This is a genomic window from Marinobacter shunpengi (assembly GCF_045449695.1).
Lineage (GTDB): Bacteria > Pseudomonadota > Gammaproteobacteria > Pseudomonadales > Oleiphilaceae > Marinobacter.
Genome location: NZ_JBJJKZ010000016.1, coordinates 63,341 through 86,686, shown reverse-complemented (window position 1 = coordinate 86,686; position 23,346 = coordinate 63,341). Strand labels below are relative to the sequence as shown.

23 protein-coding genes are annotated in these 23,346 nt (G+C 60.5%); 8 read left to right on the top strand and 15 right to left on the bottom strand.

Annotation, left to right across the window (positions count from 1 at the left end; all coding sequences use genetic code 11):
* Positions 1 to 68 precede the first annotated feature (68 nt).
* Both ACJO2E_RS15020 and ACJO2E_RS15015 read right to left on the bottom strand, forming a co-directional pair.
* Entirely contained in the window at positions 69 to 2,006 is a 1,938-nt protein-coding gene (locus ACJO2E_RS15020; RefSeq protein WP_406964894.1) for a flotillin family protein, read from the bottom strand.
* Between the two features lie 17 nt (positions 2,007 to 2,023).
* Positions 2,024 to 2,680 (bottom strand): hypothetical protein, encoded by a 657-nt coding sequence (locus ACJO2E_RS15015; RefSeq protein WP_406964893.1) that lies wholly within the window; start codon positions 2,678 to 2,680, stop codon positions 2,024 to 2,026.
* Positions 2,681 to 2,885: 205 nt separating this feature from the next.
* Between ACJO2E_RS15015 and ACJO2E_RS15010 the strand changes: the two genes are divergently transcribed.
* The 3 genes from ACJO2E_RS15010 (at position 2,886) to ACJO2E_RS15000 (ending at position 4,395) form a co-directional block, all read left to right on the top strand.
* The gene (locus ACJO2E_RS15010) at positions 2,886 to 3,290 is read left to right on the top strand and encodes a YjfI family protein (protein WP_406964891.1); all 405 of its coding nucleotides are present in this window, start codon (positions 2,886 to 2,888) and stop codon (positions 3,288 to 3,290) included.
* A gap of 17 nt (positions 3,291 to 3,307) precedes the next feature.
* Entirely contained in the window at positions 3,308 to 4,006 is a 699-nt protein-coding gene (locus tag ACJO2E_RS15005; RefSeq protein WP_406964890.1) for a PspA/IM30 family protein, read from the top strand.
* A gap of 62 nt (positions 4,007 to 4,068) precedes the next feature.
* Positions 4,069 to 4,395, top strand: coding sequence for a hypothetical protein (locus ACJO2E_RS15000; protein ID WP_406964889.1), 327 nt, complete (start codon positions 4,069 to 4,071; stop codon positions 4,393 to 4,395).
* 43 nt (positions 4,396 to 4,438) lie between these two features.
* Here ACJO2E_RS15000 and ACJO2E_RS14995 read toward each other — a convergent pair whose 3' ends face one another.
* Both ACJO2E_RS14995 and ACJO2E_RS14990 read right to left on the bottom strand, forming a co-directional pair.
* Positions 4,439 to 4,594 (bottom strand): DUF2959 family protein, encoded by a 156-nt coding sequence (locus tag ACJO2E_RS14995; protein WP_406964888.1) that lies wholly within the window; start codon positions 4,592 to 4,594, stop codon positions 4,439 to 4,441.
* On the bottom strand, positions 4,591 to 5,853 hold the full coding sequence (locus tag ACJO2E_RS14990) for an amidohydrolase/deacetylase family metallohydrolase (RefSeq protein ID WP_406964887.1): 1,263 nt from the start codon (positions 5,851 to 5,853) through the stop codon (positions 4,591 to 4,593). Before ACJO2E_RS14990 ends, ACJO2E_RS14995 begins: the two co-directional genes overlap by 4 nt.
* A gap of 218 nt (positions 5,854 to 6,071) precedes the next feature.
* Between ACJO2E_RS14990 and ACJO2E_RS14985 the strand changes: the two genes are divergently transcribed.
* The 4 genes from ACJO2E_RS14985 to ACJO2E_RS14970 all read left to right on the top strand — a co-directional run bounded on the left by ACJO2E_RS14985 (position 6,072) and on the right by ACJO2E_RS14970 (position 11,009).
* Entirely contained in the window at positions 6,072 to 8,459 is a 2,388-nt protein-coding gene (locus tag ACJO2E_RS14985; RefSeq protein WP_406964885.1) for a xanthine dehydrogenase family protein molybdopterin-binding subunit, read from the top strand.
* Positions 8,456 to 9,265, top strand: a complete 810-nt coding sequence (locus ACJO2E_RS14980) for an FAD binding domain-containing protein (RefSeq protein WP_406964883.1) — start codon at positions 8,456 to 8,458, stop codon at positions 9,263 to 9,265. Before ACJO2E_RS14985 ends, ACJO2E_RS14980 begins: the two co-directional genes overlap by 4 nt.
* Entirely contained in the window at positions 9,262 to 10,407 is a 1,146-nt protein-coding gene (locus ACJO2E_RS14975; RefSeq protein ID WP_406964882.1) for a xanthine dehydrogenase family Fe-S subunit, read from the top strand. Before ACJO2E_RS14980 ends, ACJO2E_RS14975 begins: the two co-directional genes overlap by 4 nt.
* A 92-nt stretch (positions 10,408 to 10,499) precedes the next feature.
* Positions 10,500 to 11,009 carry a MarR family winged helix-turn-helix transcriptional regulator gene (locus tag ACJO2E_RS14970; RefSeq protein ID WP_406964880.1) on the top strand — a complete coding sequence of 170 codons (510 nt, stop codon included), beginning with the start codon at positions 10,500 to 10,502 and terminating at the stop codon, positions 11,007 to 11,009.
* A 46-nt stretch (positions 11,010 to 11,055) separates the two neighbouring features.
* On the opposite strand, the gene ACJO2E_RS14965 is transcribed toward ACJO2E_RS14970, so the two are convergent.
* The 11 genes from ACJO2E_RS14965 to rpmH all read right to left on the bottom strand — a co-directional run bounded on the left by ACJO2E_RS14965 (position 11,056) and on the right by rpmH (position 21,137).
* Complete coding sequence (locus tag ACJO2E_RS14965; protein WP_406964878.1) at positions 11,056 to 11,763, bottom strand: ABC transporter ATP-binding protein; 708 nt, start codon at positions 11,761 to 11,763, stop codon at positions 11,056 to 11,058.
* Entirely contained in the window at positions 11,750 to 12,559 is an 810-nt protein-coding gene (locus ACJO2E_RS14960; RefSeq protein WP_406964876.1) for an ABC transporter ATP-binding protein, read from the bottom strand. Before ACJO2E_RS14960 ends, ACJO2E_RS14965 begins: the two co-directional genes overlap by 14 nt.
* Positions 12,556 to 13,596 carry a branched-chain amino acid ABC transporter permease gene (locus ACJO2E_RS14955; protein WP_406964874.1) on the bottom strand — a complete coding sequence of 347 codons (1,041 nt, stop codon included), beginning with the start codon at positions 13,594 to 13,596 and terminating at the stop codon, positions 12,556 to 12,558. Before ACJO2E_RS14955 ends, ACJO2E_RS14960 begins: the two co-directional genes overlap by 4 nt.
* Position 13,597: 1 nt before the next feature.
* Entirely contained in the window at positions 13,598 to 14,470 is an 873-nt protein-coding gene (locus tag ACJO2E_RS14950; protein ID WP_406964872.1) for a branched-chain amino acid ABC transporter permease, read from the bottom strand.
* A gap of 63 nt (positions 14,471 to 14,533) precedes the next feature.
* On the bottom strand, positions 14,534 to 15,685 hold the full coding sequence (locus ACJO2E_RS14945; RefSeq protein WP_406964871.1) for an ABC transporter substrate-binding protein: 1,152 nt from the start codon (positions 15,683 to 15,685) through the stop codon (positions 14,534 to 14,536).
* A 50-nt stretch (positions 15,686 to 15,735) separates the two neighbouring features.
* Positions 15,736 to 16,674 carry an oxamate carbamoyltransferase subunit AllG family protein gene (locus tag ACJO2E_RS14940; protein ID WP_406964870.1) on the bottom strand — a complete coding sequence of 313 codons (939 nt, stop codon included), beginning with the start codon at positions 16,672 to 16,674 and terminating at the stop codon, positions 15,736 to 15,738.
* Between the two features lie 498 nt (positions 16,675 to 17,172).
* A complete protein-coding gene (gene mnmE / locus ACJO2E_RS14935) occupies positions 17,173 to 18,543 on the bottom strand; it encodes a tRNA uridine-5-carboxymethylaminomethyl(34) synthesis GTPase MnmE (RefSeq protein ID WP_406964869.1) in 1,371 nt (456 codons plus the stop codon).
* 94 nt (positions 18,544 to 18,637) lie between these two features.
* A complete protein-coding gene (gene yidC, locus ACJO2E_RS14930; RefSeq protein ID WP_406964868.1) occupies positions 18,638 to 20,338 on the bottom strand; it encodes a membrane protein insertase YidC in 1,701 nt (566 codons plus the stop codon).
* Between the two features lie 4 nt (positions 20,339 to 20,342).
* Positions 20,343 to 20,600 (bottom strand): membrane protein insertion efficiency factor YidD, encoded by a 258-nt coding sequence (yidD, locus tag ACJO2E_RS14925; RefSeq protein WP_406964867.1) that lies wholly within the window; start codon positions 20,598 to 20,600, stop codon positions 20,343 to 20,345.
* Between the two features lie 5 nt (positions 20,601 to 20,605).
* Positions 20,606 to 20,989 carry a ribonuclease P protein component gene (gene rnpA / locus ACJO2E_RS14920; RefSeq protein ID WP_406964866.1) on the bottom strand — a complete coding sequence of 128 codons (384 nt, stop codon included), beginning with the start codon at positions 20,987 to 20,989 and terminating at the stop codon, positions 20,606 to 20,608.
* Positions 20,990 to 21,002: 13 nt separating this feature from the next.
* On the bottom strand, positions 21,003 to 21,137 hold the full coding sequence (rpmH, locus tag ACJO2E_RS14915) for a 50S ribosomal protein L34 (protein ID WP_406964865.1): 135 nt from the start codon (positions 21,135 to 21,137) through the stop codon (positions 21,003 to 21,005).
* A 681-nt stretch (positions 21,138 to 21,818) separates the two neighbouring features.
* On the opposite strand from rpmH, the gene dnaA reads away from it, so the two are divergent.
* Entirely contained in the window at positions 21,819 to 23,315 is a 1,497-nt protein-coding gene (gene dnaA, locus ACJO2E_RS14910; RefSeq protein WP_406964864.1) for a chromosomal replication initiator protein DnaA, read from the top strand.
* Positions 23,316 to 23,346: the final 31 nt, after the last annotated feature.

Below are 23,346 nucleotides of genomic sequence, written 5' to 3'. Positions count from 1 at the left end.
AGGGAAAAGGAAAAACTACGGGCAGGCCAGACCCACCGGCACTATGGCCGGCGGGTCGGACCGGGTCGTCAGGCGTTTTCCGCCGACTTCGAGGACGTGTCCCCCGACAGGCGGTTGGACAGGCCGGCCAGGGCCGCCTGCAGCGCCGGTGACTTGTCCAGAACGCCCTCCACGCTCTTGCCGTAACCCAGTCCCTGGGCAAACTTCTCGAAGATGCCGCCATCGCCGCCAATCATCTCGAACTTGGCGTCCTTCAGGGCGGCGGACATGACCTTGCCGTTCTCCAGCATGCCAATACGCTGGGCTTCGATGCGGGCCATGGTTTCCTTCTCGTGCACTTCCAGGTTCATGCGGAACTCTTCGAAGTGGCGGGCATCCTCGGACATGTTGTCGTAGGCCTTGAGCTTCTCCACCAGGCCGTTGGCTTCCGCCTTGGCCATTTCCTCGCGGGCGCGGGCACGGGCCAGGCCCATTTTCTCCTCGCCTTCCGCGTCGGCTTCCAGGCGCTGCTCCAGCACCCGTACCTCGGCCATGCCGGCTTCCTCGTCCGCCTTCGCAGTGGCACTCTTGACCTCGGCCTGGGCCATGCCCTCAGCGCGCAGGGCGTTGGCCTGGGCTTCCTGTACCTGGGCCCGTGCCAGGCCATCTGCGGCGGCCATAGCCTGGTTGCCCCGGGCCTTCTTCTCGTCCGCCACCGCTTGCTTCTCGGCCGCATCCAGGTCCGCCTGGGCGCGAACCCGCACTTCCTCGGACTCCAGCTTGGAGCGCTCGAAGGCCGCTTCGGCGGACTTCACTTCCATCAGCTTGGCTTCCTCGGCCTCGGCTTCCGCTGCTACCACGCGGGTGACCTTGGCACGATCGGCCTCGGAACGGTTGCGAACATCCTTGATGTTCTCTTCCTCTTCCGCCACGTTGCGCTCGACGGCGATACGCTGGCTGGTGATATCGGCGATTTCCTTGCGCTCTTCCTCCAGCGCCTTCTCCATGCCGATGCGTTCGATTTCCACCGCCCGTTCACGGTTCACATCCTCAAGCTCACGGGCCTGCTGGATACGTACGTCCTCGATCTGGACCGCCCGTTCCCGGGCCTTGGTGGCCATCTCGATCTGCCGCTGCTTGTTCTCCTCGGCAATGGCCACTTCCTCATCGGTCTTGATGCGGGCGGCCTCAGCCTTGGCACGCTCCTGGTCCCGCACCTGGCTGGTTTCCGAGGTCTCACGGGCCTGCAGGGTTTCGATCTCACGCTTCTGGCGGGCCTCGGCATCGGCCTGGGTGCGTTCAAGCTCCAGCGCCGCTTCCCGGGCGGAGACGTTCTTGCGCTGGATTTCCAGCTCCTGGTCCCGCTCCAGGCGGTTGGTTTCCACGTTGTGGAGGGCGGTGATCTCGGTGATCCGCTTGATACCCTCGGAGTCGAGGATATTGTTGGGGTCCAGGGAGCTCTTCGGGGTCTGCTCCAGGTAGTCGATGGCCACATCTTCCAGGATATAGCCGTTCAGGTCCTCACCGATGGTCTCCACGATGGAGTCCCGGAACCGCTGGCGCTCCTCGAACAGCTGCATGAAGTCCAGCTTCTTGCCCACGGTCTTGAGGGCTTCACTGAACTTGGCGTTGAACAGCTCGTTGACCGCATCCCGGTCCGACGCCCGGCCCACGCCCACGGACTTGGCCACCCGCAGGACATCTTCCGGGGTCTCGTTGACCCGCAGGTAAAAGGCCACGGTAATGTCCGCCCGCAGGTTGTCCTTACAGATCAACCCTTCCTTGCCGGTGCGGTTCAGTTCCAGGGTAATGACCGAGATCTTCATGGTCTCGTGACGGTGGATAACCGGCAATACCATGGCCCCGGTGAAGTACACCTTGGGCGTGGCGGACATATCGTTGACGATCAGGGCCTGGCCCTGGTCGACCTTGCGATAGAACGCCTTGAACAGGGCCAGCAGGCCAAGAATGCTGATGACCAGTACGCCAATAATGACGAGTACCGGCATGATCCAGGACAAATCCATGTAATTACTCTCCTGCGTCAGTGGGGGAACGAACCGGTTGTATCACCGGCGTGGAAATCTGCCTCCGGGATCACCCAGTAGGCCTTCTGGTCGGACAGGTATTCCACCAGGACCGCCCGGTCCCGGTGGGAAAAGGGACGATCGCCGCGCACCTGGAGGATCAGGTGGGCGCCATCAAGCATGGCTTCGGCACGCCCTCTGTTGCCATCCACCGATGTGGACACAATGACACAGGGCGTGCCGATGATCCTTTTCTGCAGCGGCTGGTGAAATGCCCGGCGGAATAACGGGCGCAGCGGCCGGATCAGGAAGGAGGTCAGGAACAGGGTAAATACCAGGGCCAGCGCAATCACCACCACCGTAAACAGCAGGTACATCACACCACCCAGGTGGCGGCCCAGCAGCAGGTCGGCAAAGTACGAAAACGACCACGCCCCCAGGAACAACAGGGTCAGTACCAGCGGCAACGGAACCCCGTGGAGTCCCAGGGTAACCATCAGCCCACCGAAATCGGTCGAGCTGTCGAGATCGCCGTCGATCAGGTCACCATCGCCAACATCCGCATCACCGGCGATACCCAGCAGGGAAATCAGCCAGTAGATCACCGCAACGGCGAGCAGGACGGTGAAGATAACCGTGGGGAAAGAGAAGGTAATTGCGAGAAAGGTTTCCATACCAAGTTGTATCCTCATCCCTGGACAATGACAGAAGCTGTCATACTGCCGGCAAGTTATACCCCATCCAAACTATTTGTTGCAAATAATTTAGGAACGCGTATAGACTCGGATTATTGACATAAACTGTCAATCACTGAGGATACCAAAACGTGACGCCCATCTCCCCTGTCACGACTGGAACACGCCACAAAAGGAGCTTGATGTGGACATTCAATCTCTCACCCTGTCCCTGGGTGACAGCACCCACGCCGGTCGGCGATTCGATGTCATGCCTGTTACCGGGGAAGAACCGGTCCTGCAGGTGGTGGTCTCCGGCGCCGAGGAAACACCGGTCTATGTTACCGTAACCGACACACAGGTTTTGTGCCTTGTGTACCTTTTCGACGAACGGGAAATCCGCCCCGACTCCATGGCCGAACTCCACGAGAGCATGCTGCGCATCAGCGTTCCCATGCCCCTGAGTGCCCTTGGCAAGGTGGGTGAACACTACGTGGTCTACGGCGCCCTGTCGCCCACCTCGAGCGAGACCGAGGTCCGGCAGGAACTGGTCACCCTGGCCGATAATGCCATCGACTTGTTGCAAACCTTTGAAGATTTTCTGGCCTGAGACCGGAGGGAACCGTCATGAAAAGCGTACTGAAGAAACTGCTGACCGCCATGCGTGGCAGCGCCAATGAGCTGGGGGAAGCGGTTGTGGATACACAGGGCAACCGCATCCTGGAACAGGAGTTGCGGGATTCCGAGCAGGAACTCAAGCAGGCGAAACAGGAACTGGCCGGGCTGATGGCGGAAGTGGCCTCCCTGTCCCGCCAGATCAAGACCGAAGAAAACGAGGTCGCCAAAAGGGAAGACGATGCCACCAAGGCGCTCGGCGCCGGTCAGGAAGATCTGGCCCGGGAAGTGGCCGAACGCATCGTCGGCCACCAGCGCCGTGCGGCGGAACTGACCGAGGCCCGTAGCCGCCTGCAGGAGCGCGTCGTCCAGCTCAAGGAACGGATGCTCACGGCGGAGAAGAAGCTTGAGGAGTACCGTCGCGAACTGCAGGTGGTAAAGACCAACGAGCGGGTGCTGCGCACCACCGCCCAGATCGACACCAACATCAACAGCAACCAGTCGTCCCTGAGCACCGCCAAGGAGACCCTGGAGCGCATCCGCGACCGCCAGGCCCGGGAAGAGGACCGCCAGAACGCCAGTGCAGACCTGGAAAAGGAACTGTCCGGTGCCGGCCTCGACGAGAAGCTCAAGGCCGCCGGTATCGACGGCGACCAGGATGCGGTCAACGACGTGCTTTCCCGCCTCAAGGCCAGGAACCGCGAGCAGTAATCGCGCATCCGCAGAGGCCCGGTGTTAACCGCCGGGCCTCTGTCGTTACCGGAGATAGCCACGTGAGCAAACGCCAGGATTGGTCCAGCGAGGAACGCGCCGTCCAGGCGGTGCAACTCGCCTTTGACCTGTCGAACGATATCCAGCGCACCTTCCGGGTGGCCGCCGCCATGCAGGACATGGGCACCTCGGACATGGTCCGCAAGGTGCTACACCTGCCGTATCGCAAGAAGCGGCTTCGTCCGCGACTGACGCTCACCCTGAAGGACACCGACTTCGAGATACTGGCGGAACGCTATGGCCTGGATCCGTCTGATCGGGTGGCCATCCGCCAGAGGGTATCCGAGGAGCTAAGAGCCTTTTCCGAGACCTACCTGACGGAAACCTAGTCCAGGGACAACGCCTGGCGTACGCTCACCAGACGTCGACAACCTATTCCGAGGTCTGAAACCGCTGGATAAAGGCGTCAGATTCGGCAATGGAGTTCTCCATCTGCCGGATCAGGGAGTCCACATCCTGGCGGATCCGGCCCAGTTCGCTTTCCAGGGAGGCGAGGGCACCGGACCACTGGCAATCCTGGTTCTTCAACTGGCAAGTTCCTGCGGGTCAACCACGACCGGGCTATCCACCTCATGGCGCACGCCGGCCCGGAGCGAGAACACAGGACTGAGCGCCTCACTGGCGGTCACACTGGCACCACTGTTGTCGGTCAGGGTAAACCGGCCCTGGAGATGGTCCAGCACCGCGATATCGGCCAGACGACCCACCGTCAGGCTGCCCGCCTCGTCGTCAATACCCAGCATGGCCGCAGCGTTGCTGGTAACGGTCGCCACCACATCGGTCAAAGGCATTCCCAGCGCCAGCAGCTCGGTCATGGCGTGGCTGAGGCAGAACCGGGTCTTGCCATAGAAGGGATTCTGCTCCCGGTCACTCGCCGTCACCTGACCGGCATTGGTGTTGTAGCCATGCATGTCGGCACCGAGGGTATTGGGGAAGATCCCCGCCTCGATTACCTTGACGGCCATCTCGAAGCTGAAGTGGGAGCCGTGCCCCACGTCCACCCTCAGTCCCCGATCAAGCCCCTCCCGGATAATGGGGTGTAGCTCGCCGGTTTTGCTGGAGATAAAACCGCCGGGGTGGCGGGTGAATGGATGGGCGAGAATATCCCCTTCCTTCATCAGGGGTACCAGTTCCTCAATCACAGTGTCGGGGTCATCAATACCCTTGCCCTGTTCCGGCCAGAGCTGCCCCAGGTGGATATAAAGGGGAACACCAACGCCCCGGGCGATATCCCGGGCCTTCTTGATGACCTCCATACCCCAGCGGGACTTGCCACCCACCTCCGCATGGGCCTTGATGCCCTTCACCAGGTCGCGATTGGCCAGACCCACTTCGATGGTCCGCTTTACGTCGACGTCCTCCGGGCTGTAGAGCTGCGGATAATGGTGTCCTTCCAGACCTCCCACCAGGTAGGCGGACAGGAAGCAGAGCACCCGCGAATGGGCGGAATCCGAGATGTAGTGACGGAATGCCGGCAGGGTCATCAGACTGGGTCCGCCCTGGTCCACCAGGGTAGAGACGCCGGCCCTCACTCCGCAGCTGTCCGGGTTCAGCCCGAAACGCCCGGTCACATGTTCGAAGATATGGGCGTGTGTATCGATGAGACCCGGCAGTACCAGTTTCCCGGTCACATCCGTGGTCCGCTCGGACAATTGCGGGTCGATCGCCTTTTCCACAGCGGCAATGCGACCGTTACTCACCGCCACATCGCTTATCCGGTCACTTCGGTTGGCAGGATCCAGAACCCTGCCTCCCTTCAGAATCAGGTCATAAGGTTTTGCACCCATCTGAATACTCCTCCGTCGTCGTTTGGCAGATCAGGCATGGTGTCTGCAAGGAATTACCAGGCCGATCACCAAAATAATGTGCAGTACACTGATTAATAGTATACAGTCGGATCATGTAAATACACAGTGTACTGATTAATATTTTTAGAGTTTGCAGTCACTACCATGGTTTATTGAAATTTTTCTCCGGAATAAACACCGGGGCGGAGGTTCAAGGCGTGCAAAATACTGAAGTTGGATCCGGCCTGAAGACCCGTGGCGTGGGCGCGCGAACGGTGCGCAAGGAAGATGATCGCTACATGAGAGGGCGCGGCCAGTACATCGGCGACCTGACGTTTGCGGGCATGATGGATGTGGCCTTCCTGAGAAGCCCCATTGCCCATGGCCGTATCCGCGAGATCAGCAAACCCGAAGGCCTGCATCACCGGGTTTATACCGCCGACGACCTGGGCGATGTCCGGGGCATCCTGGCCGACTCGGCACTGCCCGGTTTCAAGTCCTCCGTGCAACCGATACTGGCCCACGACAAGGTCCGTTACGTGGGCGAGCTGGTTGCCGCCTGCGTCGCCGGCAGTCGTGCCACGGCGGAAGATCTGGTGGATGCAACCCGGGCCGATTTCGAGGAATTACCGGTGATCGCCGACATGCTGGAGGCACTGGGCCCGGACACGGCTCTGGTGCACGATGAATGGGGCGACAACCGGTTCCAGCAAACCCGGGTGGATGACGATATTGAAGCGGTGAAAGCCATTGCCGCGGTCAAAGTGGAGCGTGAGTACCGCACCTCCAGGCAATGCATGTCCCCCATGGAAGGCCGGGGGGTGGTCGCCCACTGGGACAGCCGTCTAGAACAGCTCCAGCTGTATACCTCAACGCAGATGCCCCACATCGTGCGGACCGGACTGTGCGAGTGCCTCAACCTGCAACATGAACAGGTCCGGGTGATTACGCCGGATGTCGGGGGCGGCTTCGGCTACAAGGGCATCCTGTTGCCGGAAGAGGTCTGTGTCGCCTGGCTCGCCATCAGACTCGGCAAGCCCGTGCGCTGGCTGGAGGACCGCCGCGAGCAGCTCACCGCCAACGCCAACTGCCGGGAGCACCATTACCGGGTAACAGCGTATGGCGACAGCGAGGGACGTCTGCTGGCACTGGACACCACCGCGGTCGTGGACGCCGGAGCCTATTCTGCCTATCCGTTTTCCGCCTGCCTGGAATCCGCCCAGGTGGCCAGCATTCTTCCCGGACCCTACGACTTCCGCGCCTACCGCTGTGATGCGACTGCGGTAGCGACCAACAAACCCCCGATCCTGCCTTACCGGGGCGTGGCGCGGACCGGGGTCTGCTTCGCCATGGAACTGACCATGGACGCACTGGCCCGGGCGGTGGGCCGGGAACCGTCCGACCTGCGCCTGGACTGCCTGATACGCCCGGAGGACATGCCCTTCGACAATATTACCCATAAACACTTCGACAGCGGCGACTACCCCCAGTGCCTGCGCCGGGCGGTCAAGGCCATCAGACTGGACAAAGTGAGGCAGCGTCAGAAGACACCGGAACCGGACGGACGCCTGATCGGAGTCGGCATGTCCATCTTCTGTGAACAATCCGCCCACGGTACGTCGGTTTACGCCGGCTGGGGGATTCCCATGGTGCCCGGTCACGAGCAGGCCGTGGTACGACTGACGCCGGACGGTGCCCTGGAAGTCAGGGTGGGCATCCACTCCCACGGCCAGGGCCTGGAGACCACCCTGGCGCAGGTTGCCGAGGAAGTGCTGGGCATCGATACCGCGCGGGTCCGGGTCATTCATGGCGACACGGCACTGACGCCCTATTCCACTGGCACCTGGGGGTCCCGCTGTATGGTTATGGCCGGCGGGGCCGTCGCCAGCGCCTGTCGCGAACTGTCCGGTCGGGTAGCCAGCATCGGCGCCGGCCTGCTGGGACTGCGCCGTGACCAGGTGACCGTCGCCAACGGCCGCGTCACCGGCCCGGAGGGACAGGAGGTATCACTCACCCGGGTCTGCGAGACCTGGTACCTGAGACCCCAGGACCTGCCCGACGACGTGGATTCCGGCGGCCTGGAAGCCACTACCGGTTACAAGCCCCTGCGTGACAGCGGAACCTTCAGCTATGCCGCTCACGCGGTCGTAGTAGCAATCGACCCGGACCTGGGCACCACCGAGATCCTGGACTACGTGGTAGTCGAGGACGGCGGCGTACTGGTCAATCCAATGATCGTGGACGGCCAGGTTTACGGTGGTGTCGCCCAGGGTATCGGTACAGCGCTCTACGAGGAAATGCCCTTCGACCGTAATGGCCAGCCCCTGGCCTCGACCCTGGCGGACTACCTGTTGCCGGGAGCCACCGAGGTGCCGGATATCCACATCGACCATATGGAGACCCCTTCCCCCTATACCGAATTCGGGCAGAAGGGCATCGGCGAGAGTGGTGCCATTGGCCCACCCGCCGCCATTGTCAATGCCATCAACGACGCCCTCCGCCCCCTCGGCGCGGAAGTCTGCCAGGTGCCGGTCACCCCGCACCGGCTGCTGGCCGCGATTGCCGGAGCCCGATCGACACAGCCGGAACAGGAGAAGGCGTCATGAAGCCCCATGCCTTTGCCTACGAACGGGGCGATGACCTGCACCAGGTCGGAACCCGCCTGGAGAATCCAGACATTCGGGTAATCGCCGGCGGCCAGTCCCTCGGCCCCATGCTGAACCTGCGCCTGGCACAGCCCGAATCCTTGCTGGACATTGCCTCGTTACCGGAACTGAAGGGCTACCAGCAGTTGGAGGACGGCCTGATGATCGGCGCCGCTACCACCCACGCCGAGATCGAAGACGGCCTGCTGCCGGACACCTGTAACGGTATTTTGCCCCGGATAGCCCGGGGCATCGCCTACCGCGCGGTTCGCAGCCGCGGCACCATTGGCGGCAGCCTGGCCCATGCGGACCCGGCGGCGGACTGGGCGACCAGCCTGTGTGCCCTGGAAGCACAGGTGATCCTGCAACAGCACCAGGGCGGCCGCGCCCAACTGCGACGCCTTTACCTGCGGGATTTCCTGCGGGGGGCCTTCCAGACCATGCTGGCACCCGGGGAACTGATACTGGCGGTATTCGTGCCAACCGTGCCGCCCAGTGCACGGTTCGGGTACTTTAAGATGTGCCGCAAGACCGGGGAGCTGGCCCATGCCATCGGTGCGGTCTACTCCGTGCCCGCCACGGCCACCAAACGGGTTGTATTCGGGGCCCTTGCCGGTGCCCCCCTGACCCTGGAGGGCGACGATGCCCTGGTGCCGGAACGCTGGCGCCAGGCGTTGGCCCAACGGGCCCCGGACACGGAGCCGGCTGACCTCGAGATACGCATCCACGTCATGCAACGGGCCCTGGACCGGAGTAACCAGCAATGAGAATACCTGTAGCCACCATTAACGACGAGTCCGTGGACATCGCCGTGGAACCCCGGCGTAACCTGGCGGATTTTCTCCGGGAAGACCTGCACCTGACCGGCACCCATATCGGTTGTGAGCAGGGCATCTGTGGTGCCTGTACGGTAGTCCGGGACGGGCGGCCGGTGCGGTCGTGCCTGACCTGGGCAGTGGGTTGCGACCAGAGTCGCATTGAGACGATCGAGGCGTTTGACGACGACCCGTTGATGGCCCGGTTGCGAACGGCCTTCTCCGCCGAGCACGCGCTCCAGTGTGGCTTCTGTACCCCCGGCATGCTGGTGACCGCCCGTGATATCGTACTCCGGTTTGCCGGCCAGGCCGTGGACGATACCCGCATTCGCCTGGAGTTGAGCGGCAACCTGTGCCGCTGTACTGGTTATACCGGCATTGTCCGGGCCATCCAGCGGGTGTTGCGGGACGTCACCGATCCGGGCACCACAACCCCGGCGCCAGTACCGGCCACCCTTGCCCTCCCGCCACTGGCGGATATACCCCTGTCGGATCCGGCCACCAGCCACCCCCAACAGGCGACCACCCGCAGCCAGCAGGAGGGCAATGGTCGCCGGGTGGAGTCCACCTTCGCCCTGCCTCACCCGGCCGCCGAGGTCTGGCAGCGCCTGAGCACCGACCTGACAACCGTAGTCGCCTGCCTGCCCGGCGCGGAACTGACCGAGCTGCGGGAGGACGGCTCCCTTGAGGGTGTGTTCAACGTTCGTCTGGGCCCGGTCTCCGCCCGCATCGCCGGCGAGGGTAAAGCGGACTTTGATGACGCCAGCTGGCAGGGGCAGGTGGAGGGCCGGGGCAAGGACAGTCGGTCCAACTCCTCGGCCAGGGGTAGCCTTTCCTTTACCCTGGAAGTGCTGGACGATACCCGGTGCCGGCTGACCCTGGCGCTGACGTTCGAGATGACCGGTACCCTGGCCCAGTTCAGCCGTGGCAGCCTGGTGGATGAGATCGTCGGTGTACTGATCGAGCAGTTCCAGGACAACTTCAGCGCCCTGCTGTCCGGTGAGGAGGCACCCCGCAAACAGTCACTGGGCCTTTTCCGCCTGCTGTCCATGGCTTTACGGCGCTGGATCCGGCAACTGTTTTCACGTCGGTAGCCGGTAACGGATTGGCCTTGGTGGCGGCTTCTGGGTAACAATGGCCCCCTGATTCCAACTCCGACCGGCCCAGGAAAACCAGGACATCATTAATGCCCAGCTCGACACCAGCCAGGAAATCCGCAACCACCAAAGACGCCTTCTCCGAACTGCAGGGTGCCCTGGCTGAACGGCCAGGCTTCCTGATCCGGCGCCTGCACCAGATCCATGTGGCCCTGTTCCATGATGAATGCGGACGCTTCAATATCACGCCGGTGCAATACAGTGTACTGACCGCCCTGCGGGACGATGAGCTGGACCAGAAACATCTGGGCCACAGCGTCGGCATCGACCGGGCCACCACCACCGAGGTGCTACGCAGACTGGAAAAGACCGGCTGGCTGGAGCGGCGGAAATGCACCGAAGACAACCGCCGGCAACTGGCCAGCCTGACGGAAGCCGGCCGCCGGTTGCTTGATGAGGTGGATGCCAGCGCCCAGGCCGCCCATGACCGTACGGTCGAGCCGTTGACCAGAGCGGAACGGGCGCGTTTTATCCGTTACATGATCAAGATCGTCAGTGCCAGCAACGACCATGGCCGGGCCTCGCTGAAGCTGCCCTGAACCATGGTTGGCAGGGACCGGAGGACAGGCCTGCCCTCCGGCGGTTTCAGGCCGCCCCCAGATAGATCCTGCGGATTTCCGGGTTGGCCATCATCTCGCTGGCGGTGCCGCTCAGCTTTACCTGGCCGGTATTCAGCAGGTAGGAACGGTCGCACAGCTCCAGGGCGGCATAGGCATTCTGTTCCACCATCAGCACGGTGGTCCCGCCGGCGCAGATCTCGGAAACCAGACTGAACACCTGTTCCACAAAGTTCGGTGCCAGGCCCAGCGATGGCTCGTCAAACATCACCAGCCTTGGCCGGGACATCAGCGCGCGGGCGATCGCCAGCATCTGCTGCTCGCCACCGGAGAGGGTGCCGGCAGGTTGTTTCAGGCGTTCCTTCAAGCGCGGAAACCGGGTCAGCTGATGGTCGATATCACGACGTATGCCCTGTTTGTCGAACCGGCGATAGGCCCCCATTTCCAGGTTCTCCCGCACGGTCAGCTGGGGAAACACGCGCCGCCCCTCGGGGCAATGGGCGATGCCCCGGGACAGGATCTCCTGGGACCGGCATTTGTGGATCGGATCCCCGTCGAACAGGATCCGCCCGGACCGCACCGGTTCCAGACCACTGATGGCCCGCAACGTGGTGGACTTGCCGGCACCGTTGGAGCCGATCAGGGTAACGAACTCGCCTTCCTTTACCTCCATCGAGACCTGGTCCACCGCCACTGTCGGACCATAGCAGACCGTCACATCCTCAAGCTTCAGCACGTTTTACCCCCTTGCCCAGGTAGGCCTCAATCACCTTCGGGTTCTGCTGTATCTCTTCCGGAAGACCCTGGGCAATCATCTGGCCCTGGTTGAGGACCACGATATAGTCCGAGATGGACATCACCATGTGCATGTCATGTTCCACCAGCAGCACCGTAATGCCACTGCCGCCGATGCGCCGGACGATGGCCTTGAAGTCATCGGTTTCCGCCGGGTTCATGCCAGCCGCCGGTTCATCCAGCAACAGCACCTTCGGCCGGGCCGCGAGGGCAATCCCCACACCCAACAGGCGCTGTTCACCGAACGACAGCGTAGTGGCAATCTCATCGGCGCGGTGTCTCAGGCCAACAAAATCCAGTAGTTCCCAGACCCGCTTATCAAGGGCCGATTCATCCCGGCGAAACGATGGCAGCCGCAAAAGGGACTGCAGCAGTGAACTGGAGCCCTGCAGATGCAGCGCGGTAAGCACATTGTCGTATACCGTCCTTGCACCGAACACACTGGTACGTTGGAAACTGCGTACCAGTCCCCGGGATGCGATGGAATGGGGCGTGACACCGGTAATGTTGGCACCAAAGAGTTCGACGTGACCCGACGTTGGCTGCATGTATCCCGAGATCACGTTGAACGCGGTGGTCTTGCCCGCCCCATTAGGTCCGATCAGGCTGACAATCTGGCCGGCCGGGATATCGAATGTCACGTCATTAAGCGCCACCAGACCGGCGATGCGCATGGTGATCCCCTTCAGGGACAGCACCGTTTCCGGAGGGCTGACTTCCATTGCGGGAGCCGTCATGATTTCGCTCCTTCCACTAGCCGGGATTTGCCTTTCGGTCTCGCCATGCCGTTCTTCAGCCAGGACACGAAGTCCGACAGCGCCGGTACCAGCCCCTTGGGCATGAACATCAGAATAAGCACCATCACCGCGCCATAGATGATCCACTGGACTTCGGGACGTACCACTCCACGCAGCAATTCCGGCATCAGGCCAAAGATCAGGCCTCCGATCACCGGTCCCGCCAGGGTGCCCTTGCCACCGGCAATCACCATGATCACCATGGTGACGGTGTAGATAAACAGGAACACATCCGGATCGATAATACGCACTGTGTGGGAGTAGAGTCCGCCCGCCGCGCCGGCGATTGCTGCCGACACCACCGCTGCAATGGTCAGGTAGTAAGTCACCGGTATGCCGACCGACGTGGCCAGGGTTTCGTTCTCCCGCAGGGCAATCATCGCCCGTCCGGCTCTGGAGTGGACCAGGCTGGCGACCAGCAGGTACGCCACAATGCCGACCACCAGCACCAGCCAGTAGGTGGCTGCCTTGGACGTCAGCGCAATCACGCCTTCACCGGGTAACCAAAGCGTCAGGGGCGGGATCGAGATCATCCCCATGGGCCCCTCGGTCAGGTCCACCCAGTTCAGGGCAATCAAGCGCATGACCTGGGCGAAACTGATGGTGATCACCACGAAATAGGCGCCCCGTACACGGAACGCCAGTTTGCCGATCAGCCAGCCAGAAATGCCGGTCACCACGATCGCGGTAAGGAACGCCAGCCATACTGGCTTCGGGTCCACTACCAGCTCAATGCCGAAGCCCAGCCGGACGTCGAAACCCAGCGACATCAACGCACTGGTATAGGCGCCAATGCCGAAGAAAGCCGCATGTCCCAGACTCAGCTGGCCGGTAAAGCCCAGCAACAGATTCAGACTGATGGCCGCAATGATCATGATGCCAGCGGCGCCGGTGACCGACAGAACATAGGGATCGGGCCAAAGCACCGGAAGCATCGCCATTATCGTCACAACGATAAAAAAACCCTTGTGCTTCATATCAACCCACCCTCTCCTTGGCTGAGAACAGCCCCTGGGGACGGAACAGCATCACCAGGATGATCACAATAAAGCCGAAGGCATCCCGATAGGCGCTGGAAATATAGCCGGCCCCGAACTCCTCGATGAAAGCCAGAAGGAACCCTCCCAGGGCGGCACCTCCCAGATTCCCGAGACCGCCCAGAATGACGATCGCGAATGCCTTGAGGCTGGCGAGATCGCCCATCATCGGGGTTGCAACAAATATCGGCGCCAGCAAAGCGCCTGCCACGGCCGCCATTGCCGATCCGAGGGCAAAAGTCAGGGTGTAGATCCGGGACACATTGACCCCGACGATTCGTGCCGCGTCCTGGTCCTGGAACGTCGCACGAATGGCGAGGCCAAAGCGGGTCCTCTCAATACCCACGTAGAACAGGACAAGAAGCACCACAGCCGTCAGGAAGACAAACAGACGGGTAGGGCTCAGAGAGACCACACCGAAGTCGATTGCGCCCTGGGAGAAGGGGGAAGGCACGATCTTGGCTACCCCACCCCAGACCAGCAGTTCCAGGTTCTGCATCACGATCATGATGCCAATCATGATCAGCATCACCTCATCAATATTGTTCAGATCCTTCTTGCGAAGAAAAACATACTCAATGATCGCCCCAACGAGCAGGCCTATCGTCGCGGCGATGAGGATGGAGGTGAAGAAATCAACCTCCAGGAGGGCCACCAGGCCATAGGCGGCATAGGCCCCCAGGGTATAGAGTTCACCGTGGGCAAAATTCACCACACGCATGATGCCGAAAATGATCGTCAGGCCTATACCCAGCAGCGCGTAGGTGGCGCCCAATACCATGGCGTTGACCAGATGTTGAAGAATCTCGTCCACAGTCGGACTCCCGAATCTTTTACAGACAGGTTTGATCGGGGGACCTGGGGCCCCCCGCTGGCGTTACTGGGCCGTCACTTCACCGTCCTGAAGGTGGACGATGTAGACATTCGGCATACTCTGGCCACTTTCGCGGCCTTCCGGGCCATCCTTTTTGAAAGCAATATCACCATTGACACCGGCTACCTCAACCTCCCACAGGGCGTCACGAATGGCCTCGGGTTCAGAGCTGCCGGCATCTTCGATTGCCTGGACAATCGTCATGATGCCGTCATACCCACGAAAACCTTCGCTCAGACCAGGAAAGGAATGTCCCTCTACCTTCCAGGCTTCCACGAACCCGGTAGCAATCTCCGGATGGACCGCGCTTTCCGGTGTCCAGGGGGAAAAGAACAGCAGATGGGTACTGACATAATCCGCACCCACCGGTGACTCGAGCAATGGCTCCGGGAACGAACCGCCGGTGGTGACGATTCGATGAGGAAGTCGTTGCTCCGAAGCCTGCCGGATACCGAGGGTAATCTGCTCCACGCCGGAGGTCATGATCAACGTGTCGCTGCCGGAATCCTTCAGGGAGGAGAGCTGGGCCGAAAGGTCCACATCGCCCGGGGAAATGGTTTCCTTGCGCCCGATTTCGATGCCGTGTTCCTTGAACATGGCCTCGAATTCCTGCGCAGCACCCAGACCCCAGTCGTTGTTCACCGACAGAAAATCCACTTTCTCGATGGGCGGGTCAAAACTGTCCAGCTTCTCGCTGAAAGCAATGGCCTCCATCTTTGAGGTGGGGCTGATCCGGAATACCCAGGGGTTGCCGGCCGTGGTGATCTTGCTGGATGAAGAAGTCTCCACCACCATGGGTACGCCGTATTCCTCCAACTTGGGCATGGTCGCCAGGGTGAAGGTCGAGCCCCAGGCGCCCATCATCACCGGCACCTTGTCACGGAGAATCAGTTTCTCAGCAGCGTTTACCGCTTCCCGGGGATTGGACTTGTTGTCCTCAATCACCAGTTCAATGGACTTGCCCAGAACACCGCCTTCGCTGTTGATCTTGTCGGCAGCCAGCCGGGCACCATTGGCAACGTAGGTTCCTGACGCAGCCACAGAACCGGTCAATGGTTGGGAGACACCTATTTTGATGGTGTCCTCGGCGGCAACCGGACCGGCCACCAGGGCTCCCAGTAACAGTGACGCAACGAAATGTTTTTTATGTCCCATAGTGAAACTCCATTCGGAGGTTGCAATGACAACGGGCCCGCGGACGATGCTCAGCCACGGGTCTGCTGGTGTTTGAGGGCTGTGAACAGCCCCGGGTCTGGCTGGTAGAAACCGCGTCCAAGGATGCCAGCCTCTGGTCCGGCACCCACCATGGCCAAATGGACCAGAGGCATCAGACCGGTGTCGGCGATCCGACGGGCACTGACAACCCCGGTGGAGGCATCCACCAGCGCATTGCGACGATTCCGCCAGTTCGTCGGTAACTGGCTTTTCCATAGCATTACCAGCTCCGGTGAGGCATCCAGGGACTGCCCTCCAAGACCACAGAAATCGATGACAGCACTGTCACCAATAGCTCCGAGAACCGGTTCATTGTGCTTGCCAGAAAACCTTGGCCCCACGGGCGGATCCGCCTGGCAGGTCAACCACCGGGAGCTGCCCCTCAGGCGGATACCGAATTCATGCCCGTTGCCACCAACCGCCTCAATGTCCCCGGGCCCCTGATGCAGACGCCAAGAACTGGCCGCCATTAGGATTGGAAGAACGTAGCCCTGATTGGCGTTCAGTTGCTGGCGGGTATCATCCGGGATGCCACTGATCATCGATAGTAGCGCCCTATTGGCCGCCTCTGTCAGCGAGTGGCACTCCTGCTGATGGTAAAGGGCGTGGGCGATAATGCTTTCCATGGCAACGGAGCTACTGGCAAGTGCCGGCGCCAGCTCTTCCAGGGCCAGCGATGTCTGTTCGGTAAACTGCTGCAGGCAAATGCTGTCCGATGATCCGAAACGGAGCGCGGGAGGTGGAGATTCCGCAATGGGGGCATATGCCTGATAGCTGTCATCGCCCACAATGAACACGGGCATCGATGGCGATACCACCTGGGCCAGGGGGGTCACCACGCCGTATTCCTGGGCCGGAGCCAGTCTGATAACTCCCCGAAGCAGGAGCTGCTTAGCTTCATCGAAATGGGCAGCGAGCTTTTCAAACATCACCGCATGAGCTGCAGCATTCAGGACGGCCGGGGGTATCGGATAGGAGCCATACGGTGGACCGGCATGCAGAAAGGTAGCGCCATCAGGGGCCGCCACAAGATCGCTAACGCGGGCGATACCCTTAAGACGCGCCCCTGAAAAACGACCGGCTCTTGTATTCACCTCTGTACTATCCATTGACTTCCCATGGTCCACTGATTTTTTTGATAAATGCCCCGCTATCCGATGAGCAAGCAGAACACGTGCCACAGTATTGAGCTATAGTAAATAAATTTTGTAAACAACTGTTTTTAAACATTTAAACTGGAAATAAATATCACATAAGGAACTCCTTGAACGCTCCACCCAAAAGCGAATCATGCCCCTATATTTATCAGTACACTGACTAATGCACCAAAGATAAGCGATGCGGTTTCAGCTTGAGCCAGGTATGGAAAAGGGCGAATACAGCCGGATTGCGCCGACAGGAAAATCAGCCTGGGGGGTCAGAAGGGATCATTTACCGATACAGAAACTGCTGAAAATCTTGCCCAGCAGGTCATCGGAGGTCATCGCCCCGGTGATCTCACCCAGGGCGTCCTGGGCTGCCCTCAGGTCTTCGGCCAGCAGTTCACCGGCGCCATAGCCCTGGAGCTGGTCCTGGCCCTGGTGGAGGGAGTCCAGGGCCCGGTTGAGGGCATCCAGGTGGCGGCGGCGGGCCAGGAAGCCGCCCTCGGTGGTGGCGGCAAAGCCCATGCATTCCTTCAGGTGATCCCGGAGCACTTCCAGGCCATCGGCGGACTTGGCCGCCAGACGAATCACCGGCGCCGCCTGGTGGGGCTCGGCGGTGATGCCAACGGTTTCACCGGACAGGTCCACCTTATTGCGGACCACGGTGACCGGGGCCTGTTCCGGCAACTGGTCGATGAAATCCGGCCAGATGGCGTGGGGTTCTGTTTCCGGGGTGGTGGTGGCATCCACCATCAGCAGGATGCGGTCAGCCTGACGGATTTCGTCCCAGGCCCGGGCGATACCGATCTGTTCCACTTCATCCGGGCTGTCCCGCAGACCGGCGGTATCGATGATGTGCAGGGGCATGCCATCGATGTGGATATGTTCCCGCAGTACGTCCCGGGTGGTGCCCTCAATGGCGGTGACGATCGCGGCCTCACGACCGGCCAGGGCGTTGAGCAAGCTGGATTTGCCGGCATTGGGGCGGCCGGCGATCACGACCTTCATGCCATCCCGCAGCAGGCTGCCCTGATGGGCTTCCACAAGGATCCGATCCAGGTCGGTGACAATGCGATCAAGATCCTCCGCAACCTTGCCATCCGCCAGGAAGTCGATTTCCTCCTCGGGAAAGTCGATGGCGGCCTCCACATAGATCCGCAGGTGGGTCACCGATTCCACCAGTTCGTTGATCCGTTTCGAGAATACCCCCTGCAGGGACTGAACCGCGGAGCGGGCGGCCTGCTCGGAACTGCTTTCGATAAGGTCGGCAATGGCCTCGGCCTGGGTCAGGTCGAGCTTGTCGTTGAGGAAGGCCCGTTCGGAGAACTCCCCCGGCCGGGCCAGTCTGGCCCCTAACTCGCAGACCCGACGCAGCAGCAGGTCCAGGATCACGGTACCGCCATGGCCCTGTAGTTCGAGCACATCCTCGCCGGTGAAGGAGTGGGGGTTGGGGAAGAACAGCCCGATACCTTCATCGATCAGGCTGCCGTCGCCCTCCAGGAAAGGGCCGAAGTGGGCATATCGGGGTCTGGGTTTAAAACCCAGCACCGCGCTGGCAATAGCGGCAACGGAGGGGCCGGACACCCGCACGATACCCACACCCGCCTGTCCTGGTGCGGTGGCGATAGCGGCAATGGTATCGGTGGTCGGCTGCATCTGGTACTCCGGTGTGGATGCGAAGGTTGTATCCCGGAAACGAAAAAGGGCCTCATGACGAGGCCCCTGACACTCTGTGGATAACGGAGTAGCGCTATCCTTTCCTGGTGGCCATTTCCTGCTCGATCTTGCGGGTAATGTACCACTGCTGGGCGATGGACAGAATGTTGTTGGTCAGCCAGTACAGTACCAGACCGGCCGGGAACCACAGGAAGAAGACAGTAAAGATGATGGGCATCAGCTTCATGATCTTGGCCTGCATGGGATCCGGCGGCGTCGGGTTCAGGTGCATCTGCAGCATCATGCTGGCACCCATCAGGATCGGCAGGATGAAGTACGGGTCCATCTGGGAAAGATCCTGGATCCACAGCATGAACGGCGCATGGCGCAACTGCACACTCTCGAACAGGACCCAGTACAGGGCGATGAACACCGGCATCTGCACCAGGATGGGCAGACACCCCCCCAGCGGGTTGATTTTCTCTTTCTTGTACAGCGCCATCATCTCCTGGGACATGCGCTGGCGATCATCACCGTAGAGTTCCTTCAGCCGGGTAAGCTGCGGTGCCACCGCCCGCATGCGGGCCATGGAACGGTAACTGGTGGCCGACAGCTTGAAGAACACGGCCTTCACAACCACCGTCAGCAGGATGATGGACACACCCCAGTTGCCGACCAGGCCATGGATCCAGTCCATGAACAGGAACAGCGGCAGTGAGATGAAGAACAGGAAGCCGAAGTCAACGGTGCGGTCCAGGTTGGGGGCCACGGTCTCCAGGCGTTCGATGATCTTGGGGCCAACGTAGACGCGGGCTCCGGTCTCGACGGACTGACCCGGTTCCACCACGGTGGCGGGGCTGACAAAGCCCATCACATTGAGGTTGCCCCGGGTCGTGGTCTGATACTGATGGGCCTGATCCTGCGGTGGGATCCAGGCGGAGATGAAGTAGTGCTGGAGGAAAGCCAGCCAGCCATTGGTCACCGACCGGCTGACGTTGTTGTCCTCCAGGTCAGAGAAATCGAACTTCTCGTAGGGGTCGTCCGGAGAACTGATCACCAGTCCCAGGAAGGCCCGGATACCCATACTGTTCTGGGCCGTGGGATCGGGGGCCTCGTCACGGATAATCTTGCCGGTGAAGTTGCCCTGCCAGGTGTTGTCGGACTGATTGTCGATCAGGTAACGGACATCAATCTCGTAGCTGTTCCTTTCCAGGGCATAGCGTTTGGTGACGGTAACCCCCTGGCTGGACTGAAAGATCAGGTCCACCTGCAGGCTATCCTCACCCTCGGTCAGGGTTACTTCCGGATCCGCCACCTGGTACACCGGGGTTTCACCGTTCTTGCGACTGTCAAAACCGTCACGACCGATCATCCCGCTTTCCAGGAAATAGGTGCGGTTTTCGGTGGTCTGGAGCAGGCGCAGGGGCTCTTCGCCATCCAGGGTCCGATCGTAATCCAGCAGCGAGGCTTCCACCAGGTTGCCGCCCACCCGGTCAATCTTCAGTTCCAGGACGTCGGTGCGGACAGTCACCAGTCGATCCGCCGAGGACAGATCGGTATTGCCGCGGGCGGTCTGTCCACCCGGTGCGTTCAGGTCGCCGGAGGATTCGGAGGCCTGTTCCCCGCTGTCAGGCAGAGACAGTTCATCGTCGCTGGAGGGTGCCTCAAAATCTGCAGACTGTTCCTGGACTGTGGGGGTTTCCACAGGCTGGTTATAGTCCTCGTTCCAGGCCAGGACCATCAGGTAACTGACTATGGCAAGACCGGCAAATAATACGATGCGCTGAATGTCCATAAACTTAGTCTGCAGTTGGGTTGGCGTTTGCTCGGGTATCTGACCGGTCAGTACCGGGCACCGGATCGTATCCGTGAGTTCCCCAGGGGTGACAGCGGGACAGGCGTCGTGCCGCAAGCCATGATCCCCGGATGGCACCATGGGTTTCGATGGCTTCCAGGGCGTAGGCGGAGCAACTGGGAGTATGACGGCAGTGGCTGGCCATCATTGGACTGATGGCGTAACGATAGATTTGGATGGGAACTACCAGGAGAGATCGCATGGTGCCTATCCAGAAGGGCCGCTACGGGTATCGGATTCAAGGGACTTCCTGACCAGTTTCTGCCAGATCGAGTCCAGGGCCCGGTGCAGTGCCTGGTTATCCTGCGTGGCGAGGTTCTGCCGGCCAAGGACAACAATATCCAGTGACCCCAGGTCATTGCGGTGGCGAAAACTTTCCCGAACCAGCCGTTTCACGCGGTTGCGCTGGACAGCGTGTTTAAGGTTGCGTTTTGAGAAAATCAGGCCAAGCCGGGGCTGCCCAAGGGTATTGGGCGCTGCCAGGATCAGGAAGTGCCGGTGGGGAACCCGTACCCGCACGTTGTTGAAAACGCCCGAATAATCGGCAGGGCGCAACAAGCGTGACGATTTGGGAAACGAGTGATCCCCCACACTGCAATCCGGATCAGGCGGACAGACGTGCGCGACCCTTGGCGCGACGACGCGCGATGACCTTGCGACCGTTGGCCGTTGCCATGCGGGCACGGAAACCGTGGGCGCGCTTACGCTTCAGTACGCTTGGTTGAAACGTTCTTTTCATGATTACGCTCTCATTGATCGTGAGGGTGGTTTGCAGCGCCTTGATTGGCTGCAAAATGAACAGTCAAAACAGGAGCGGCATTCTAAGCAAATCGGGGGGTGATTTCAATGGTTTCTGTGAGGGTGGGGAGAGTGCCGGGGCAGGGATTACCGAGGGATGTCCGAAGACGGCCGGGCAGGGTCACCATAACAGTATCAATAGGTTTTTCTGATTCTTTTAAATCTTTTCTATTATTACTGTTATTAGGTTGCAGCATTTCTGTGGAAAATCGATCTATCGTCAACGAAAACAGACTATTGGCCTTGGGGTAAGGTTGTTGTGAAGTGCGGGTGAGCCCTGTGGAAAGGTACGGTAGGAAATGGGGAGAAGTCGGTAATTTTCGAAACAGGGTAGTTATCCCGGATCCGTCAAGGTTTCATGAACAGGTTTGCTGACAGATTGTCGACAGGGTCCTGTGGATAAGTTTTTGAGAATGATTTTCTGTACACAACCATGTGTGTAAATTTGTAAAATTTTGATAAAAAAGAAAAAATATTTCCACAGGCTGTTCACGGTGTCGCTTTTCAGGCTTTTTCTCAAGGCCAACGGGGGGTACAATTTCCGGTCTTGTGGTCTGCCGTCCGGCAGGCCGGGGTTAACCGAACGGGTTACGAATTTCATCAGCATCGGAGGCAAGCGGACGTGCCGCAGCAGATCTGGCATCAGTGTCTAGAAGTACTCCGGGATGAGTTTCCGGCGCAGCAGTTCAACACCTGGCTACGGCCCCTTCAGCCTGAACTGGATGATGGCTACCTGGTGCTGTTCGCGCCCAACCGGTTCGTTATGGACTGGGTCAACCAGAAATACCTGCGCCGGATCGAGGAAGTGATCAAGGACCTGGAGGGGGGGCAGGCCCCACGGGTCAATATGAAAGTGGGCACGGCGTCACGACCGAAGGCGGACGGCCAGCAGCAAACGCAGCCCTCCCCGGATCAATCCTCATCACGAAGGGTGAATGGTCATGGCTCGGCCGCTTCGGAGCGCGGCAGGGGAGCGACGCGGGCACCGTTATCCGACGATTCAGGCCACGTCACCGAGGAAGAGAAAGGAGTGGCGGCATCGGTGCCCTCCGGGGGATCCAAGCGTTCCTCGGTACAGGTAGAAGGGGATATCAAGCACCAGTCGTTCCTCAATGAAGGTTTCACCTTCGATACCTTTGTTGAGGGCAAGTCCAACCAGCTGGCCCGGGCGGCATCCATGCAGGTGGCGGAAAACCCCGGCGGGTCCTATAACCCCTTGTTCCTCTACGGGGGTGTGGGTCTGGGTAAAACCCACCTGATGCACGCGATCGGTAATGAAATCGTGGCGCGAAATCCCAACGCCAAGGTGGCCTACCTGCGGTCAGAACGGTTCGTGGCGGATATGGTCAAGGCCCTGCAGCTTAACGCCATCAACGAGTTCAAGCGCTACTATCGCTCGGTGGACGCATTGCTGATCGACGATATCCAGTTCTTCGCCCGCAAGGAACGATCCCAGGAGGAGTTTTTCCACACCTTCAACGCCTTGTTGGAGGGGGGGCAGCAGGTTATTGTTACCTGTGACCGCTTTCCGAAGGAAATCACCGATATGGAGGAGCGGCTGAAGTCCCGCTTCGGCTGGGGTCTGACGGTGATGGTGGAGCCTCCCGAACTCGAGACCCGGGTGGCCATCCTGATGAAAAAAGCGGATCAGGCGGGTGTCCGGCTGAGCAGCGAGGCAGCGTTCTTCATTGCCCAGAAAATCCGCTCCAATGTGCGGGAACTGGAAGGCGCCCTGCGGCTGGTGATTGCCAATGCCCACTTTACCGGGTCGGAGATCACGCCGCCGTTTATCCGTGAAAGCCTGAAGGACCTGCTGGCGCTGCATGAAAAGCAGGTGAGTATCGACAATATCCAGCGCACGGTGGCGGAGTACTACAAGATCAAGGTGGCGGACCTGCTGTCGAAACGCCGCACCCGCACGGTGACGCGGCCCCGGCAGATGGCCATGGCTCTGTCCAAGGAGCTGACCAATCACAGCCTGCCGGAGATTGGCGACGCCTTTGGCGGACGGGACCACACCACCGTACTGCATGCCTGCAAGAAGATCGTCGAATTGCAGGAGAGCGACCCGGGGATCCGGGAGGACTACCAGAATTTCATGCGTCTGCTGACGAGCTGACGTTGAGAAGCCGATAAGAACACATCCACAG

Bases quoted from the DNA above. Each gene is read 5' to 3' on its own strand.
- ACJO2E_RS14960 (WP_406964876.1), bottom strand. From the start codon at position 12,559: ATGACGGCTCCCGCAATGGAAGTCAGCCCTCCGGAAACGGTGCTGTCC.
- ACJO2E_RS14945 (WP_406964871.1), bottom strand. From the start codon at position 15,685: ATGGGACATAAAAAACATTTCGTTGCGTCACTGTTACTGGGAGCCCTG.
- rpmH (WP_406964865.1), bottom strand. From the start codon at position 21,137: ATGAAAAGAACGTTTCAACCAAGCGTACTGAAGCGTAAGCGCGCCCAC.
- ACJO2E_RS14975 (WP_406964882.1), top strand. From the start codon at position 9,262: ATGAGAATACCTGTAGCCACCATTAACGACGAGTCCGTGGACATCGCC.
- ACJO2E_RS15020 (WP_406964894.1), bottom strand. From the start codon at position 2,006: ATGGATTTGTCCTGGATCATGCCGGTACTCGTCATTATTGGCGTACTG.
- ACJO2E_RS14955 (WP_406964874.1), bottom strand. From the start codon at position 13,596: ATGAAGCACAAGGGTTTTTTTATCGTTGTGACGATAATGGCGATGCTT.
- ACJO2E_RS14970 (WP_406964880.1), top strand. From the start codon at position 10,500: ATGCCCAGCTCGACACCAGCCAGGAAATCCGCAACCACCAAAGACGCC.
- yidC (WP_406964868.1), bottom strand. From the start codon at position 20,338: ATGGACATTCAGCGCATCGTATTATTTGCCGGTCTTGCCATAGTCAGT.
- ACJO2E_RS15005 (WP_406964890.1), top strand. From the start codon at position 3,308: ATGAAAAGCGTACTGAAGAAACTGCTGACCGCCATGCGTGGCAGCGCC.
- ACJO2E_RS14980 (WP_406964883.1), top strand. From the start codon at position 8,456: ATGAAGCCCCATGCCTTTGCCTACGAACGGGGCGATGACCTGCACCAG.
- mnmE (WP_406964869.1), bottom strand. From the start codon at position 18,543: ATGCAGCCGACCACCGATACCATTGCCGCTATCGCCACCGCACCAGGA.
- ACJO2E_RS14990 (WP_406964887.1), bottom strand. From the start codon at position 5,853: ATGGGTGCAAAACCTTATGACCTGATTCTGAAGGGAGGCAGGGTTCTG.
- ACJO2E_RS15015 (WP_406964893.1), bottom strand. From the start codon at position 2,680: ATGGAAACCTTTCTCGCAATTACCTTCTCTTTCCCCACGGTTATCTTC.
- ACJO2E_RS14940 (WP_406964870.1), bottom strand. From the start codon at position 16,674: ATGTTTGAAAAGCTCGCTGCCCATTTCGATGAAGCTAAGCAGCTCCTG.
- yidD (WP_406964867.1), bottom strand. From the start codon at position 20,600: ATGCGATCTCTCCTGGTAGTTCCCATCCAAATCTATCGTTACGCCATC.